This is a genomic window from Tepidiphilus margaritifer DSM 15129 (genome assembly GCF_000425565.1).
Taxonomy (GTDB): domain Bacteria; phylum Pseudomonadota; class Gammaproteobacteria; order Burkholderiales; family Rhodocyclaceae; genus Tepidiphilus; species Tepidiphilus margaritifer.
In genome coordinates, this window is the sequence record NZ_KE384397.1 from 282,555 (window position 1) to 296,381 (window position 13,827).

The window sequence follows — 13,827 nt, forward strand, 5'->3', positions numbered from 1 at the left end:
AGGAAACGCACATTATAAATGCGCTCGCCTCGCAGGAACGGTTTTCGCTAGAATGGGAAGACCGCGGCCCGAGGTGCCGCACGCGATGGAGTCGATCATGCTGTGGGGTCTCACGGCCTTGCTGGCGCTGCAGCTCGCCGGTGAAGTGGTGGTGCGGTTCTTTCATTGGCCGGTACCCGGACCCGTGATGGGGCTGGTGTTCGCGCTCGCGCTCCTCTTGCCGCTGGGGCGGGTACCCAAACCGCTGGAGGAAGCAGGCGGGACGCTGCTGCGCCACCTCTCGCTGCTCTTCGTGCCGGCAGGGGTGGGGGTGGTCGCGCATTGGGAGCGCTTGCAGCAGTCCTGGCTGGTGCTGGGCGTGGTGCTGTTGGTGAGCACACTCCTGGGGCTGGCGGTCTCGGCCTGGGTGTTCGAACGGCTGGCAGGAGGGGAAGATGCCCTTTGAAGCAATCGCGCCCTGGCGCGAGCTCTGGGTGTATCTGTCGGCCACCCCGCTTTTCAGCCTGACGGTCACGCTGGCGGTGTATCTCGCTTGGGAATGGGTACATCGGCGAAGCGGCCTGCATCCGCTGCTCAATCCCGTCGCCTGGAGCATCGCCACCCTCGGGGTGTTGCTCGTGGGCTCCGGCCTGCCTTATCCGGCCTATTTCGCCGGGGCGCAGTTCATTCATTTCCTCCTGGGCCCGGCCACCGTGGCCCTGGCGATCCCGCTCTTTCACCAGCGCCGCCGCGTGGCGGCCCACGCCAAGGCAGTGGCCGCGGCGCTCGTGGCCGGCTCAGTGACGGCCGCCGGCAGCGCCGTGGCCCTCGGGGCCGCACTGGGGTTGGACGCGACCATGCTGCGCACGCTCGCACCCAAGTCGGTGACAAGCCCGATCGCCATGGCGGTGAGCGAGCAGATGGGCGGCATCCCGGCGCTTGCGGCGGTGTTCGTCATCCTCACCGGCATCCTCGGAGCGCTCTTCGGGCCGCTGCTCTTTGCGCTGATGCGGGTGCGCTCCTCCGCGGCCAAGGGTCTGGCGCTGGGCGTGGTCACCCACGGCATCGGCACGGCCCGCGCCATGCAGATCGATCCCGTGGCCGGCGCCTTCGCCGCCCTGGGTATGGGACTCAATGGGGTGGTGACGGCGGTGGTCTTGCCGTGGCTGGGGTGAATCGATGAAGGAACGGAAAGCGGCCGGCGGCGCCGGCGAGCGGGTGCGCCTGGACAAATGGCTGTGGGCGGCGCGCTTCTTCAAGACGCGCACGCTGGCGCAGGAGGCGATCGAAGGCGGTCATGTCAAGGTACAGGGGGCTCGGGCCAAACCCTCGCACGAGGTGAAGCCGGGCGAGCGACTCACGATCACCATCGGCGAGTACGTCTGGGAGATCACGGTGCTGGCGATCTCGGCCCGGCGAGGCCCGGCGAGCGAGGCCAGACTTCTCTACGAGGAGGATCCGGCAAGTCTTGCGCGACGGCAGGAGGCGGTGGCGCGCAAGCGGGAACGGCGTGAGCCGCGCGTGCGCGGGGACGCGGTGGATCGGGCGAAGCTGCGCGCCCTCAAACGCGGCGGGTGATCAGGGGGCCGAGGCCGGCGCCCCCGCGCTCGCCGGAGCGGCTGGTTCCGGCGTCGGGGCGTTCGGAGCCGTCTCTGCAGCAGGAGGTGATCCTGCTTGTTTTTCTGCCCGTTCGCGTTCGCGCGCTTCCTTGGCTTCTTTCTTGCGCTCGATCTCGAGCTGGCGGGCCTGGATTTCGAGCTGGCGGGCCTTTTGCAGCATCTCGAGGCGCTTCTCGTGGGCTTCGTCGATGCAGGCGTTGACGAGGAAGCGCTTCTGGCACTCGATGCGGGCGCGGTTGACGACCTCGTCGGCTTCCCGACGCAGCTGCCGCGCCTCTTCGCGCATGCGCTTGACTTCATCGTCGGTGGTGGCGACGGTGGCGGCGACGGCGGACAGTCCGAGGATGAACAGGCCGATGAACGCGAGAGAGCGGCTCATGGGAGGGGCTGGAAACGGAAGAATACGGTATTTTACTCCTTCGGAGGCAAAGGGGAATGGTATGCAAGCGCCTTGGCGACGAGGTCTGAAAGACGGGATTCCCATCGCCCTGGGTTATCTGCCGGTGGGCGTGACCTTCGGCGTGGTGGCGACGCAGCAGGGCATGAGTGCGGCAGAGGCTGCGCTCACTTCGCTCATCGTCTATTCGGGAGCAGCGCAGTTCATGCTGGTGGGGTTGCTCGCAGCAGGCACGCCGACGGTGTTGACCGTCGGTCTCTGCCTGCTGCTCAATGCACGCCATGCACTCTACGGTCCGGCGATCGCCGCCTATCTGCCGGCGACTCCGTCGCGTCTGGCCGGTCTGGCTTTTGGTCTCACCGACGAGGTATTCGCCGTGGCCCTGGGACGATTGCCGCAACAGCCGGCCGCCCAGCGTCCCCTCTGGCTCGCCGGGGTGGAGGTCATGGCCTATGGGTCGTGGGTGGGCGCGAGCGCGGCCGGCGCGCTCGCGGGCGACTGGATCCGCGGTCATTTGCCCCTGCTCGCCGAATCTTTGCCGATCGCCTTGTCGGCGCTCTTTCTCGTTCTGCTGCTACCTCATGTCCAGGCGCCGCGGCGCGGGGCGATCCTGGTGACGGTGACTTTGGCCGCTGCCTTCGCCTGGGCGCAGCACGCGGCGCTGGGGCTGCTGCTCGCGGCGGTGCTCGGGGCCCTCCTGGCAGGAATCGGGGAGGTGCGATGCGCACGGAAATCCTCCTGATGCTCCTGGCGATCGGCTTGGGGACCTATGCCCTGCGCGCCTTGCCGCTCATCGGGGCGCGCCGGCTCGACCCGGCGGGCAAGGTGTTTCGCGCCTTGCAACTTCTCGGGCCGATGTTGATCGCCGCCCTGCTGGGGGTGTCGCTGATCGGCGACGTGCGCGGTTACGGAGCGGGTGGCTGGCTGCCGGAATTGCTCGGTTTGGGCGCGACGCTGGTGGTGCAGCGCCGCTTCGGCGGCTTCGTCGCGCCCATCCTTGCCGGTGTGGCGGCCTGCGCCCTCGGTTTGACCCTGCTTCGCTCGTGGGGAGGGTGAATCGGGTAGAATGCCCCGCTGTCTCGTACGTTTTTGGTATCCGGGAGTCGTCACATGGAGCTCGTCTGCCTCGATGTCGAAGGGGTGCTGATCCCCGAAATCTGGATCGCGTTTGCCGAGCGCACGGGGATCGCCGAATTCCGGCGCACCACGCGCGACGAGCCCGATTACGACAAACTCATGCGCTATCGGCTGGCGCTCCTGGAGCGTCACGGCCTGCGGCTGCCGGACATCGAGGCGGTGATCGCTTCGATGACGCCCCTGCCCGGCGCCAAAGCCTTCTTGGATGCGCTGCGCGAGCGCTATCAGGTGATCCTGCTCTCCGATACCTTCCAGGAGTTCGCCCGCCCCTTGATGCGCCAGCTCGGCTGGCCCACCTTGTTCTGCCATTCGCTGGAAGTGGACGAAGCCGGCCGCGTGGTGAATTACCGCCTGCGCCTGCCCAATCAAAAACAGGAGGCGGTGCGTCATCTCAAGGCGCTCAATTTCCGCGTCGTGGCCGCCGGGGATTCCTACAACGACACGACCATGCTCGGCGAAGCGCACGCCGGCATCCTCTTTCGCGCCCCGGAAAACGTCGTGCGCGAATTTCCCCAATTTCCCCACGTCACCGACTATGCCGCGCTGCGCACCCTGATCGACGAATCCTTCGCCCGCCTGCGGGAGCCGGCGCGATGAGCAAGGAGCGGCACTATACGCTCACCGCCTCCTGCCCCGACAGGGTCGGACTGGTGGCCAAGGTGGCCGGTTTCATCGCCGAACATGGCGGTTGGATTCTCGAGACCAACCTGCATGCCGAGCCGCCGGGGCCAAGCGCACCGAGCGGCCGTTTCTTCATGCGCTTCGAAATCCGCGCCGACAGCATTTCGCTCTTGTTGACCGAATTGCGCGAACGCTTCGCCCCTCTGGCCGAATCGCTGGAGATGGACTGGCGTATCAGTGACTCGGCGGTGAAGAAACGTGTCGTCATTCTCGTCTCACGTCAGGAGCATTGCCTCTACGACCTGCTGTCGCGCTGGCACAGCCGCGAGCTCGACGTGGAGATTCCCTGCGTGATTTCGAATCACGAAGACTTGCGCGGTTTCGTCGAGTGGCACGGTATTCCCTTCCTGCACGTGCCGGTGACGCCGGACAACAAGCCGGCGGCTTTCGCCGAGGTTCGGCGCATTTTCGAGGAAGTGGGCGGCGACGTGATGGTGCTCGCGCGTTACATGCAGATCCTGCCACCGGAACTGTGCCGTGCCTACCCGGCACGCATCATCAACATCCACCACAGTTTCCTGCCCAGCTTCGTCGGCGCGCGGCCCTACCACCAGGCCTGGGCGCGGGGGGTGAAACTCATCGGCGCCACTTGTCATTACGTCACCGAGGAGCTCGACCAGGGGCCGATCATCGAGCAGGACGTCATTCGCGTCGATCATTCGGACACGGTGGACGACATGGTGCGCTACGGCAAGGACATCGAGAAGACGGTGCTCTCGCGCGGGTTGCGTTACCACATCGAGGACCGGGTGTTGGTCCATGGCAACAAAACCATCGTGTTTCGTTGAGGGTGGCAATCGGCCCGGATTTTGTGGCGGACTGCTTGACGCAAGGAGGCCGTTTTACGGCAGAATAGCGCGTACGTACGGAGGGTGGCCCGACGCTGGCATGATTCGCCGCGCCGCGGTGCGTTCGATTTTCCATCAACGATAGTGAGGTTTGAGATGAACAAAGGCGAATTCGTCGAAGCATTGGCCGACACGCTGGGCTCCAGCCGGGCAGAGGCCGAGCGGGCGCTCAACGCGGTATTGGAGCTGATCGCCGAGCGTCTGGAAAAAGGCGAGAAAGTGGTGTTCACCGGTTTTGGCTCCTTCGAAGTGACCGAGCGCGGGGCGCGTACGGGTCGCAACCCGCAAACGGGTGCCACCATCCAGATCCCGGCCACCAAGGCGCCGAAATTCTCGCCCGGTGCGGCACTGAAGAAACGCATCGCCGGCAAGTGATGTCCGCTGCGCGGCCAGGTCCGCGCGCGAGGGCCTGCGGTGATGATCGCCGCGGGCCATGAGACGGCCCGTCGCGGGTCGTTCTTTTTTCGGGGGCTGCCTTGACGACCACGCTCGATCCGCGCACTGCCCGCATCATTCCCTGGATCGTCGCCTCGGCGTTCTTCATGCAGACGCTCGATGGCACGATCCTCAACACCGCCTTGCCGGCGATGGCCGCATCGCTCGGCGAGAGCCCCCTGCGCATGCAGGCGGCGGTCATCTCCTATTTGCTGACGGTCGCGCTGCTCACCCCCCTCTCCGGCTGGCTCGCCGACCGTTTCGGCCCGCACCGCGTCTTCATCGTCGCCATTTTCCTCTTTTGTCTCGGCTCGCTTGCCTGTGCGCTCGCGCCTTCGCTTTCGTGGCTCGCGGCCGGACGCGTGGTGCAGGGGGGCGGAGGGGCGCTGATGATGCCGGTGGGGCGGCTCATCATTTTGCGCGGCTATCCTCGTCGGGAACTGGTGCGCGTGCTCTCCTTCGTGACGATTCCCGGCCTGGTGGGGCCGCTCATCGGCCCCACGCTCGGGGGCTGGCTCGTCGAATACGCCAGCTGGCACTGGATCTTTCTCATCAACCTACCCGTGGGAGCGGTCGGGGCCTTTGCCGCGTGGCGCCGTCTGCCGCGCTTGCCCGCTTTGACGCAGACCCCTTTCGATACTTGGGGTTTCGTGTTGATGAGCGCGTCCATGGTGACGATTTCCCTCGCGCTGGAAGGGCTGGGGGAATTGGCGTTTGCCCACGCGAAGGTGATGCTCCTCCTGGTGGCAGGGCTCGCCTGCCTTGCAGGGTACTGGCTGCATGCCGCCCGTCATCCGAGTCCACTCTTCAGCCTGCAGCTCTTCCGCACTCCTACTTTCGCCGTCGGTATCCTCGGCAATCTCTTCGCACGCCTGGGCAGCGGCGCCATGCCTTTTCTCGTGCCGCTCTTCCTGCAGGTGGGTTTGGGCTACAGTGCGGCGGTCGCCGGCATGACCATGATCCCGATGGCGGCGGCGGCGATCGCGGCCAAGGCCGTCGGCACTTCCCTGATCGCCCGTTTCGGCTATCGCCGCGTCCTCCTCGTCAATACCGCCTTGCTGGGGCTGTCGATGATGGCATTCGCGACGATCGATCCTGCCCGGCCCGTGATGCTCCTCTATGCCCTGCTCGTCGCCTTTGGCGCCATCAATTCCTTGCAATTCACGGCGATGAACACGCTCACCCTCATCGACCTGGCGCCGGAGCAGGCGGGCAGCGGCAATGGCCTGCTCTCCGTGGTGCAGCAGCTGGCGATGAGCCTGGGGGTGGCGGTGGCCGCGGCCTTGTTGGGCGGCTTCACCGGTCAGCACGTTGGCATGCCGGAAGCGGGCACGACGCTCTTGGCCTTCCGGGCGACCTTCCTGTGCGTGGGCACGCTCACCTTGCTCTCGGGGCTCATTTTCCTGCAACTCGGTCCCGATGAGGGGCGGCCGGGAGAGCCTCCCCGATCGGACGAGTCGATCAGCGAGGGATGAGATTTTTCTTGCATCATGGGGCAAGGTACGCTATGATTGCAAAAGTTGTGCCACACAGTCGATGGAATCTCTCCGGATCCGTGTGATCCGCTTCTCCTGGGGACTGTCGCCACAGCCCCGTCGCGCTTGCGTGAATCTTCGTCGCGCTGCTCCTGACGCCGTCATTAACGGTGTCCCTCGGTCTTTCGTTTCCGGGTTTCGGGCGAGCGCCCGCGCATTCGACGGTAACTCGCCGTACCGCTGCCTTCCGGCGGCGGAGGCGGCTTTTCCGACTCCGAAACAGGACTCATGATGACCGAAAATACCGCAACGACTCCTTCCCTTTCCTTCGCCGACCTGGGCCTGCCGGAGGCGCTCGTCGCCGCCGTGGCACAAAGCGGCTACACGACGCCGACCGAGGTGCAGGCACGCGCCATCCCGGCCGTGCTCGCCGGGGCCGACCTGCTCGCCTCCTCGCATACCGGCAGCGGCAAGACCGCGGCTTTCGCGCTGCCCCTTCTGGCGCGCCTCGCCCTGCCGCGGCGCCACGCCGGGCGCTCGGCCCGCGTCTTGGTACTCACTCCCACGCGCGAGCTCGCGCAGCAGGTGGAAAAATCCTTCCGCACCTATGGCCGCGGCCTGCGTCGCCTCAAGACCGTGGTGCTGGTGGGGGGCATGCCTTTCGGTCCGCAGCGCCGCGACCTCTCCGGTCCGGTGGACGTGATCGTGGCCACACCCGGCCGCCTGATGGACCACATGCAGCAGAGAACCGTATCGCTCGACGGGATCGAAGCCTTGGTGCTCGACGAGGCCGATCGCATGCTCGACATGGGGTTCATCGACGACATCCGCGCCATTGCCGAATCCTTGCCCACTCCGCGCCAGACGCTGCTCTTTTCCGCCACGCTCGACGGCGTGGTGGGGCGCCTGGCGCTGTCGCTCACGCATGAGCCGCAGCGCATCGAGATCACGAGCTCTCCGGTGCAGGAGGCCAAGATCGAAGAGCGGCTCATGCTCATCGACGGCTTCGAGCACAAGCATCGCCTGCTGGAAAAGCTGATCTCCGATGAGGGGGTGCAGCAGGCGGTGGTCTTCACGGCGACGAAGCGCAGCGCCGAGGAGCTCACCGAACGCATGGTTGGCTGGGGGGTGCGCGCCGCGGCCTTGCACGGCGACATGACCCAGCGCGCACGCACGCGCACGCTCGACCGGCTGCGCCGCGGCGAGGTGCAAGTGCTGGTGGCGACCGACGTGGCTGCGCGCGGCATCGACGTGGCCGGTATCTCGCACGTGATCAACTTCGATCCACCCCGTCAGGCCGAAGATTACGTGCACCGCATCGGCCGTACCGGCCGTGCCGGGCGCAGCGGCGTGGCGATTACGCTCACGCACCCCAACGAGATGCGCACCATCGGGGCGATCGAGCGCTTCACCGGTCGGCGTCTGGCCGAGCACGTGATCGAGGGGTTGGAGCCGCGTGCACCGCGCCGTCCTGCCGGCAGTGGCCGCGGCGGCTTTGAGGGGTCGCGCGGCGGCAAACCCTCTGGTCCGCGCACCCCGGCGCCGCGTCGCGGCGAGGATTCGCCCCGCCGTTGGGGGGACGCGCCCCGCGGTCACGAATCCCGGCAAGAGCGTCCCGCCGCGCCACGTGCGTACGGTGAGTCGGCGCCGCGCTCGGAGTTCGAGCGCCGGGTACGGGGTGACGAAAGCGAACGCCGTACGCTGGGCGTATCCGGCGAGCGCAAGCCGCGCAGCGGCTGGGGAAACAAGGATCACCATTCCCAGCGTGATGGCGAAGGCTGGGGGCGTCGCCGCCGCGATCGCTGAATGCGCGCTCCACTCTTGCGGCGAAGGCGAGGGGCGTTAGAATAAGGCCCTTCTCCCTCGGGAAGGGGAAGTCCCATGTCTTCGCTGCGCCAACGATTCTTCGTCAATTTCTGGCCGCCGATCCCCACGCTCGTCGCGTTGGGGGTCGCTTCGGCCTATTATTTTGCCATCACCGGCACCTTCTGGGCCGTCACCGGCGAGTTCACCCGCTGGGGTGGGCACGTGCTCTCTTGGTTCGGCCTGAAACCGCAGGAATGGAGCTACTTCAAAATCTTGGGGCTGCAGGGTACGCCGCTCGATCGCGTCGACGGCGTGATGGTGCTCGGCATGTTCCTCGGGGCGCTGTGCTGCGCCCTATGGGCGGGGAACGTCGGCCTACGTCGGCCGGCGAGCCTGCGCCGGCTCGTCCAGGGGCTCGTCGGTGGCATCATCGCCGGCTTCGGGGCGCGTCTGGCAATGGGCTGCAACCTCGCAGCTTTCTTCACTGGTATCCCCATGTTCTCGGTCCACGCCTGGGCTTTCATGTTCTCGACCGTGCTGGGTGCTTGGATCGGAGTGAAGATCACTCTTCTGCCATTTCTGCGCCACTCCCTGCGCGTCCAGGCCGGAGGTTCGGCCATGCCCGATCCAAAAGCGCTCGCGCGGCGAACCGAGCGACAATGGCGCCTCGGCTGGGCCTTGCTCTTGCTCGCATTCGCCGTGGCGGCTTGGCGTTTCGAAGCCTCGCTCGCGCTGGGGATGGCATTCCTCTTTGGCCTGGCCTTCGGCGGTTTGATCGAGCGCGGGCAGATCTGCTTCACCAGTGCCGCGCGCGACCTTTGGACCACCGGTCGCACCAAGGTCGCTTATGGCATCTTGCTGGGAATGGCCGCCGCCTGCATCGGCACGTTCGCGGCCATCAGGCTCGGCGTCGCACCGAAGATTTTCTGGATGGGGCCGAACGCCGTGCTCGGCGGTGTGCTCTTCGGGCTGGGTATCGTGCTCGCCGGCGGCTGCGAGACGGGTTGGATGTACCGGGCGATGGAAGGGCAGATGCATTTCTGGGTGGTGGGCGTGGGCAACGTGATCGGGGGAACGCTCGTGGCCGCTTTCTGGGACGAACTGGGCGGCGCGCTCGCCCTGCCCTATCCCAAACTGAATCTGCTCGAGCTCTTCGGCCCCGTAGGTGGGCTACTCCTCACCTATCTCGGTCTGGCGCTCTCGCTCGCCCTCGTCGCCGCGAATGCCCGCCGTTTCTCTCACGCAAGGAAAACCCGATGAATACCGAACGCAAACCGGATCTATCACTCGACCTACGCGGAGAGCATTGCCCCTACAATGCCATCGCCACCCTCGAGACCCTGCGCACCATGCAGCCGGGGCAACTCCTGGAGGTGGTGACCGATTGTTCCCAGTCCTTTCACGGTATCCCCGAAGATGCCACGCGCCATGGCTACCATTGCCTGGCGGTGGAACAACACGGGCCGTTGTTCCGTTTCCTGATCGAAGTACCGTCGCCTACTGGCGAATAAAACCGACCTTGGCCGGGGTGATGCTTTTGCCCGGTCAGCGGCCGGGGCGCGCAGCGCGCACTTCGTCGGGGCGCAGCGCCGCAGCGTACTTGTCGAGCACGCCGTTGATGAACTTGTGCCCGTCGGTGCCGCCGTAGCGCTTGGTAAGTTCGATCGCCTCGTTGAGGATCACCTTGTAGGCGGTCTCGGGGTGGGCGTGCAGCTCCACGGCGGCGATGAGCAGCACCGCATGTTCCACCGGCGAGAGCTCTTCGACGCGCCGGCGCAGGAAAGGGGTGAGTTCGGCGCGCCAGAGGTCGGCGCGGGAGACGGCGCCGCGCAGCAGCTCCAGCATCAGTTCATGGTCTGCCCCTGGAAAGTCTTCGTCTTGGGCGAGCTGCGCCTCGATCTGCGCGAGCGGGTTGTCAGACAATAGCCACTGGAAGGTCCCTTTGAGGGCGAGTTCGCGGGCGAGCCGCCGGCGCTGGCGGCGCGGGGCACGGTCTTCTTCGGCGGAGGTGAGCAGTTCTTCGTTCATCGGATCGCTTTGCACAGGTTGGCCATTTCCACGGCGGCGCGGGCGCAATCGCGCCCTTTCTCGCTCATGCGGGCGAGCGCCTGTTCGTCGGTGTCGGTGGTGAGCACGCCATTGGCGATCGGCAACCCCAGATCGAGCGCCACGCGGGTGATGCCGGCGCCCATCTCGTTGGAGACGAGCTCGAAGTGGTAGGTTTCGCCGCGGATGACGGCGCCGAGCGCGATGAGCGCATCGAACCGCCCCGTGCGACCGAAGGTCTGCAGGGCGAGCGGCAGTTCGAGCGCACCGGGGACGGTGGCCAGGCGGATGTCGGCCGGATCCACGCCCAGGCGGCGCAGCTCGGCGACGCAGGCCGACAGCAGCCCCTCGCCGATATCCTGGTTGAAGCGGCTCATCACCACCGCGATGCGCAGGCCCCGGCCGTCGAGGTTCTCGTCGTATTCGAAGATGTCGTCGTAACGGGCCATGGCTCATCCTTTCGCGGCAGGGGGATCTTCGAATCCGGTGATCTCCAACCCGAAGCCGGAGAGGTTGGGAAAGCTCATGGGGTGCGACAGCAGGCGCATCTTGCCCACGCCCAGCGCACGCAGGATCTGCGCGCCCACGCCGAGCAGTCGCGGGTCCCAGGCGCGTCGGCGGGCCGGCGTTTGCATGAGCACGTCGAGCAGTTCCTGGCCGCTTTGCGGGCGGTGCAGCATGACCATGACTCCGGCCGGGCTCGATGCGATGCGGCGCAGTGCCTCGGGCACCGGTACCGAGTGTCCGGGAGCCTCGGGAGCGAGGAAGTCGAGCACCGAGATGGGCTCGTGCACCCGCACCAGGGTTTCGCGGCTCGCCTCGATCGTGCCGTGGGTGGCGGCGAAATGCACTTCGCCCGTGGTCTCGTCCTGGAAGGCGTAGAGGGTGAAGTCGCCATAGGGCGTGGACACGGCCCGTTCGGCCGCTTTGCGCACCAAGGTCTCGGTACGCAAGCGGTATTCGATGAGGTCGCGGATGGCGCCGATCTTCAGGCCGTGTTTCTTGGCGAATTCGATGAGATCGGGCAAGCGCGCCATCGAGCCGTCTTCGTTGAGGATCTCGCAGATGACGGCGGCGGGCTCGAAGCCGGCCAGTTGCGCCAGATCGCAGCCGGCCTCGGTGTGTCCGGCGCGGATGAGCACGCCACCCTTGCGCGCCATGAGGGGAAAGATGTGCCCCGGCTGGACGATATCCTCGGGCTTGGCGTGGCGGGCCACCGCCGCGCGCACGGTCTGCGCCCGGTCGTGTGCCGAGATGCCGGTGGTGACGCCCCGTGCCGCCTCGATCGAGGTGGTGAAGGCGGTCTCATAGGGGGAGCGATTGTCCTGCACCATGAGCTTGAGCCCGAGCTGCTTGCAGCGCTCTTCGGTGAGCGTCAGGCAAATGAGGCCGCGGCCGTATTTGGCCATGAAGTTGATCGCCTCGGGGGTGACGCACTCGGCCGCGAGCACGAGGTCGCCTTCGTTTTCCCTGGCTTCGTCATCGACGAGGATCACCATGTGGCCTTGGCGGATCTCGTCGATGATGGTCTCGATGGGGCTGATTCCTCCGCGCGTGGCAGGCAGAGGGGTCGTCGTGGAGAGGTCGTTCATGGGGTGGGGTTCCTCGCGGCGTATTCGAGCACGCGCGCGCAGTAGCGCGCGAGTGGATCGACTTCGAGATTGACGCGCGCGCCGGGTGCGAGATGCTGCAGCGTGGTTTGCGCCAGCGTGTGCGGGATGAGGTTGATGGAAAAAATGCAGGAGCCGTCGGGCGCGTCGCGCACGGCGTTGACGGTGAGGCTCACGCCATCGACGGCTACCGACCCTTTGCGGGCAAGGAAGGGGGCAAGCGCCGCCGGGGCGCGGATCTCGAGCAGGGTGCTGCTGCCCACGGGGGCAAAGCGCTCGACGAGGCCGATGCCATCGACGTGGCCGGTGACGAGATGTCCGCCGAGCGCGTCGCCCAGGCGTAGGGCTTTTTCGAGATTGAGCTCGCGCCCGGGTTCGTTCAAGCCCACCGAGCAGGCGAGCGTCTCGCCCGAGACGTCGTATTCGAGCACCGTCCCCTGCCGCGCCACCACGGTCAAGCATACGCCGCTGTGGGCGATGCTGTCGCCCAGGCGGACGTCTTCGAGCTCGAGCGCACGCGAATCGACGGCGATGTGCACGCCATCGGCGAGCGGCGTGACGGCGACCAGGCGTCCGATGCCCATCACGATACCGGTAAACATGGCATCCTCGCAGATCGGGCAAAAATGGGATTTTACGGGAAAGCCGTGGATTGCGGGGTAAAATCGGCCAAACCCTGTAGGAGTAGAACCATGGCTCGCAATCAAGTTCCGCCGATGGATCCGGCCTCTCTATACCGTGAGGAGCTCTATCTCGACCGCCGTGTCGGCTCGATCCGCCGGCTGATTCCCGTCACCGTCGAGGGGGCGCCCGATCCCGCCCGGACGGAAGTCTTCAGCGGTTCGATCACCGTGATGACCCCCATGGGGGCTTTGCCCATCAGCTTCGAGATTCCGGCGAAGACGCTCGCCGAAGCGGTGGCCGGTTTTGCCGCGGCCGCCGAGAAAAAAATCGAGGAGACGATGGACGAGCTGCGCCGCCTGGAGTTGGAGCAGTCTTCGCTGCTCGCGCAGAGCGCGCTGGCCGGCACCGACCTGCGCGGCGGCGGCCCCGGCGGCGGGGCGGGGGGGTTGGGCGGTCTGGGCGGCGGAGGGCTCATTCTGCCCTAAGGAAACGCTGAAGAAATGAGCGAGCGGGATGAAGCGCAAGGCGCACGGAGCGCAGCGACCGAGACATATCGAGTGGATAGGCGAGGGAGCGAGCACCGCGCAACGCAGCGATTCGCCCGCGCAGCCAATTATTCAGCGTTTCCCTGATGCGCGTCGCGCTTCACCCCCATCCCGAGTCCGCGGCGCTGGGCGAGTTCGCCCTGGAAGTGCAGCTCGAGCGCCAAGATGGGGCGTTCGTGCTTGGCTACACCCTGCGAGGCGAAGTGGAGCGGTTGCGCATCCCCGACGCCAGCGCGGTCCTGCCGCCGCAGCGGTTGTGGGCGCACACCTGCTTCGAGCTCTTTCTCGCCCGTGAAGGCAGCGGCGGTTACCGCGAATTCAACTTCTCGCCCAGCGGCCAATGGGCGTTTTATGCCTTTTCCGCCTACCGCGAAGCCACGCCGGCGCCTCGGCCCCCGGCCCCTCGCCTGCGCTGGCAGCGTGCGCCCGACTGTCTGAGCCTTCAAGTTCGGCTATCCCCCGAATCGCTGCCTCCCGGACAGAGTGCGCTGCGCCTGGGTCTTGCCGCCGTGCTCGAAGGGCATGGGAGAAAATTTTCCTGGTGGGCGCTGGCGCATCCGCCGGGCCGGCCGGATTTTCATGCGTCTGAGGGATTCGCGCTGCGCTGGGAAGGGTGATTCCGCAC

At 66.5% G+C, this 13,827-nt stretch carries 19 protein-coding genes; 14 read left to right on the forward strand and 5 right to left on the reverse strand.

Annotated elements, in window-relative coordinates; all coding sequences use genetic code 11:
- Nucleotides 1–97: 97 nt before the first annotated feature.
- The 3 genes from H607_RS0110030 to H607_RS12620 are packed head-to-tail and all read left to right on the forward strand — an operon-like array spanning nt 98 to nt 1,557.
- Complete coding sequence (locus tag H607_RS0110030) at nt 98–445, forward strand: CidA/LrgA family protein (RefSeq protein ID WP_028875324.1); 348 nt, start codon at nt 98–100, stop codon at nt 443–445.
- Nucleotides 435–1,154 (forward strand): LrgB family protein, encoded by a 720-nt coding sequence (locus H607_RS0110035; protein WP_211218544.1) that lies wholly within the window; start codon nt 435–437, stop codon nt 1,152–1,154. Before H607_RS0110030 ends, H607_RS0110035 begins: the two co-directional genes overlap by 11 nt.
- 4 nt (nt 1,155–1,158) lie before the next feature.
- Nucleotides 1,159–1,557: an RNA-binding S4 domain-containing protein gene (locus H607_RS12620; protein WP_037990290.1), complete on the forward strand. Its 399-nt coding sequence runs from the start codon at nt 1,159–1,161 to the stop codon at nt 1,555–1,557.
- Here H607_RS12620 and H607_RS13415 read toward each other — a convergent pair whose 3' ends face one another.
- Nucleotides 1,558–1,977 (reverse strand): hypothetical protein, encoded by a 420-nt coding sequence (locus tag H607_RS13415; RefSeq protein ID WP_037990291.1) that lies wholly within the window; start codon nt 1,975–1,977, stop codon nt 1,558–1,560.
- A gap of 61 nt (nt 1,978–2,038) precedes the next feature.
- On the opposite strand from H607_RS13415, the gene H607_RS12630 reads away from it, so the two are divergent.
- The 9 genes from H607_RS12630 to yedF all read left to right on the forward strand — a co-directional run bounded on the left by H607_RS12630 (nt 2,039) and on the right by yedF (nt 9,888).
- On the forward strand, nt 2,039–2,737 hold the full coding sequence (locus H607_RS12630; protein WP_037990293.1) for an AzlC family ABC transporter permease: 699 nt from the start codon (nt 2,039–2,041) through the stop codon (nt 2,735–2,737).
- Nucleotides 2,716–3,051 carry an AzlD domain-containing protein gene (locus H607_RS0110055; RefSeq protein ID WP_028875326.1) on the forward strand — a complete coding sequence of 112 codons (336 nt, stop codon included), beginning with the start codon at nt 2,716–2,718 and terminating at the stop codon, nt 3,049–3,051. The genes H607_RS12630 and H607_RS0110055 overlap by 22 nt, the downstream gene beginning before the upstream one ends.
- 54 nt (nt 3,052–3,105) lie before the next feature.
- Nucleotides 3,106–3,729, forward strand: a complete 624-nt coding sequence (gene thrH, locus H607_RS0110060) for a bifunctional phosphoserine phosphatase/homoserine phosphotransferase ThrH (protein WP_028875327.1) — start codon at nt 3,106–3,108, stop codon at nt 3,727–3,729.
- Nucleotides 3,726–4,601, forward strand: a complete 876-nt coding sequence (gene purU / locus H607_RS0110065) for a formyltetrahydrofolate deformylase (protein WP_028875328.1) — start codon at nt 3,726–3,728, stop codon at nt 4,599–4,601. Before thrH ends, purU begins: the two co-directional genes overlap by 4 nt.
- Before the next feature lie 156 nt (nt 4,602–4,757).
- On the forward strand, nt 4,758–5,036 hold the full coding sequence (locus H607_RS0110070) for an HU family DNA-binding protein (protein WP_028875329.1): 279 nt from the start codon (nt 4,758–4,760) through the stop codon (nt 5,034–5,036).
- Between the two features lie 101 nt (nt 5,037–5,137).
- Nucleotides 5,138–6,571, forward strand: a complete 1,434-nt coding sequence (gene mdtD, locus H607_RS12635) for a multidrug transporter subunit MdtD (RefSeq protein ID WP_051240819.1) — start codon at nt 5,138–5,140, stop codon at nt 6,569–6,571.
- 288 nt (nt 6,572–6,859) lie between these two features.
- Nucleotides 6,860–8,377, forward strand: coding sequence for a DEAD/DEAH box helicase (locus tag H607_RS12640; RefSeq protein WP_211218545.1), 1,518 nt, complete (start codon nt 6,860–6,862; stop codon nt 8,375–8,377).
- Between the two features lie 75 nt (nt 8,378–8,452).
- Nucleotides 8,453–9,637, forward strand: a complete 1,185-nt coding sequence (yedE, locus tag H607_RS0110085; protein WP_028875330.1) for a selenium metabolism membrane protein YedE/FdhT — start codon at nt 8,453–8,455, stop codon at nt 9,635–9,637.
- On the forward strand, nt 9,634–9,888 hold the full coding sequence (yedF, locus tag H607_RS0110090) for a sulfurtransferase-like selenium metabolism protein YedF (protein WP_028875331.1): 255 nt from the start codon (nt 9,634–9,636) through the stop codon (nt 9,886–9,888). The genes yedE and yedF overlap by 4 nt, the downstream gene beginning before the upstream one ends.
- 34 nt (nt 9,889–9,922) lie before the next feature.
- Here yedF and nusB read toward each other — a convergent pair whose 3' ends face one another.
- The 4 genes from nusB to H607_RS0110110 are packed head-to-tail and all read right to left on the reverse strand — an operon-like array spanning nt 9,923 to nt 12,635.
- The gene (gene nusB, locus H607_RS0110095; protein ID WP_051240820.1) at nt 9,923–10,405 is read right to left on the reverse strand and encodes a transcription antitermination factor NusB; all 483 of its coding nucleotides are present in this window, start codon (nt 10,403–10,405) and stop codon (nt 9,923–9,925) included.
- Entirely contained in the window at nt 10,402–10,872 is a 471-nt protein-coding gene (ribH, locus tag H607_RS0110100; RefSeq protein WP_028875333.1) for a 6,7-dimethyl-8-ribityllumazine synthase, read from the reverse strand. Before ribH ends, nusB begins: the two co-directional genes overlap by 4 nt.
- A 3-nt stretch (nt 10,873–10,875) precedes the next feature.
- Nucleotides 10,876–12,015, reverse strand: coding sequence for a bifunctional 3,4-dihydroxy-2-butanone-4-phosphate synthase/GTP cyclohydrolase II (ribBA, locus tag H607_RS0110105; protein ID WP_051240821.1), 1,140 nt, complete (start codon nt 12,013–12,015; stop codon nt 10,876–10,878).
- The gene (locus H607_RS0110110) at nt 12,012–12,635 is read right to left on the reverse strand and encodes a riboflavin synthase (protein WP_028875335.1); all 624 of its coding nucleotides are present in this window, start codon (nt 12,633–12,635) and stop codon (nt 12,012–12,014) included. Before H607_RS0110110 ends, ribBA begins: the two co-directional genes overlap by 4 nt.
- Before the next feature lie 90 nt (nt 12,636–12,725).
- Here H607_RS0110110 and H607_RS12645 point away from each other — a divergent pair, with 90 nt between their 5' ends.
- Both H607_RS12645 and H607_RS0110120 read left to right on the forward strand, forming a co-directional pair.
- Nucleotides 12,726–13,142 carry a hypothetical protein gene (locus H607_RS12645; RefSeq protein WP_037990295.1) on the forward strand — a complete coding sequence of 139 codons (417 nt, stop codon included), beginning with the start codon at nt 12,726–12,728 and terminating at the stop codon, nt 13,140–13,142.
- A gap of 146 nt (nt 13,143–13,288) precedes the next feature.
- Entirely contained in the window at nt 13,289–13,819 is a 531-nt protein-coding gene (locus tag H607_RS0110120) for a DOMON-like domain-containing protein (RefSeq protein ID WP_028875336.1), read from the forward strand.
- Nucleotides 13,820–13,827 lie beyond the last annotated feature (8 nt).

What these genes read in the sequence shown, in the direction of transcription:
- H607_RS0110110 (WP_028875335.1), bottom strand. Translation starts at nt 12,635, where the DNA reads ATGTTTACCGGTATCGTGATGGGCATCGGACGCCTGGTCGCCGTCACG.
- H607_RS12640 (WP_211218545.1), top strand. Translation starts at nt 6,860, where the DNA reads ATGATGACCGAAAATACCGCAACGACTCCTTCCCTTTCCTTCGCCGAC.
- H607_RS0110035 (WP_211218544.1), top strand. Translation starts at nt 435, where the DNA reads ATGCCCTTTGAAGCAATCGCGCCCTGGCGCGAGCTCTGGGTGTATCTG.
- H607_RS0110120 (WP_028875336.1), top strand. Translation starts at nt 13,289, where the DNA reads ATGCGCGTCGCGCTTCACCCCCATCCCGAGTCCGCGGCGCTGGGCGAG.
- nusB (WP_051240820.1), bottom strand. Translation starts at nt 10,405, where the DNA reads ATGAACGAAGAACTGCTCACCTCCGCCGAAGAAGACCGTGCCCCGCGC.
- yedE (WP_028875330.1), top strand. Translation starts at nt 8,453, where the DNA reads ATGTCTTCGCTGCGCCAACGATTCTTCGTCAATTTCTGGCCGCCGATC.
- thrH (WP_028875327.1), top strand. Translation starts at nt 3,106, where the DNA reads ATGGAGCTCGTCTGCCTCGATGTCGAAGGGGTGCTGATCCCCGAAATC.
- H607_RS13415 (WP_037990291.1), bottom strand. Translation starts at nt 1,977, where the DNA reads ATGAGCCGCTCTCTCGCGTTCATCGGCCTGTTCATCCTCGGACTGTCC.
- H607_RS0110070 (WP_028875329.1), top strand. Translation starts at nt 4,758, where the DNA reads ATGAACAAAGGCGAATTCGTCGAAGCATTGGCCGACACGCTGGGCTCC.
- H607_RS12630 (WP_037990293.1), top strand. Translation starts at nt 2,039, where the DNA reads ATGCAAGCGCCTTGGCGACGAGGTCTGAAAGACGGGATTCCCATCGCC.
- purU (WP_028875328.1), top strand. Translation starts at nt 3,726, where the DNA reads ATGAGCAAGGAGCGGCACTATACGCTCACCGCCTCCTGCCCCGACAGG.
- ribBA (WP_051240821.1), bottom strand. Translation starts at nt 12,015, where the DNA reads ATGAACGACCTCTCCACGACGACCCCTCTGCCTGCCACGCGCGGAGGA.
- H607_RS12620 (WP_037990290.1), top strand. Translation starts at nt 1,159, where the DNA reads ATGAAGGAACGGAAAGCGGCCGGCGGCGCCGGCGAGCGGGTGCGCCTG.
- H607_RS0110030 (WP_028875324.1), top strand. Translation starts at nt 98, where the DNA reads ATGCTGTGGGGTCTCACGGCCTTGCTGGCGCTGCAGCTCGCCGGTGAA.
- yedF (WP_028875331.1), top strand. Translation starts at nt 9,634, where the DNA reads ATGAATACCGAACGCAAACCGGATCTATCACTCGACCTACGCGGAGAG.
- ribH (WP_028875333.1), bottom strand. Translation starts at nt 10,872, where the DNA reads ATGGCCCGTTACGACGACATCTTCGAATACGACGAGAACCTCGACGGC.
- H607_RS0110055 (WP_028875326.1), top strand. Translation starts at nt 2,716, where the DNA reads ATGCGCACGGAAATCCTCCTGATGCTCCTGGCGATCGGCTTGGGGACC.
- H607_RS12645 (WP_037990295.1), top strand. Translation starts at nt 12,726, where the DNA reads ATGGCTCGCAATCAAGTTCCGCCGATGGATCCGGCCTCTCTATACCGT.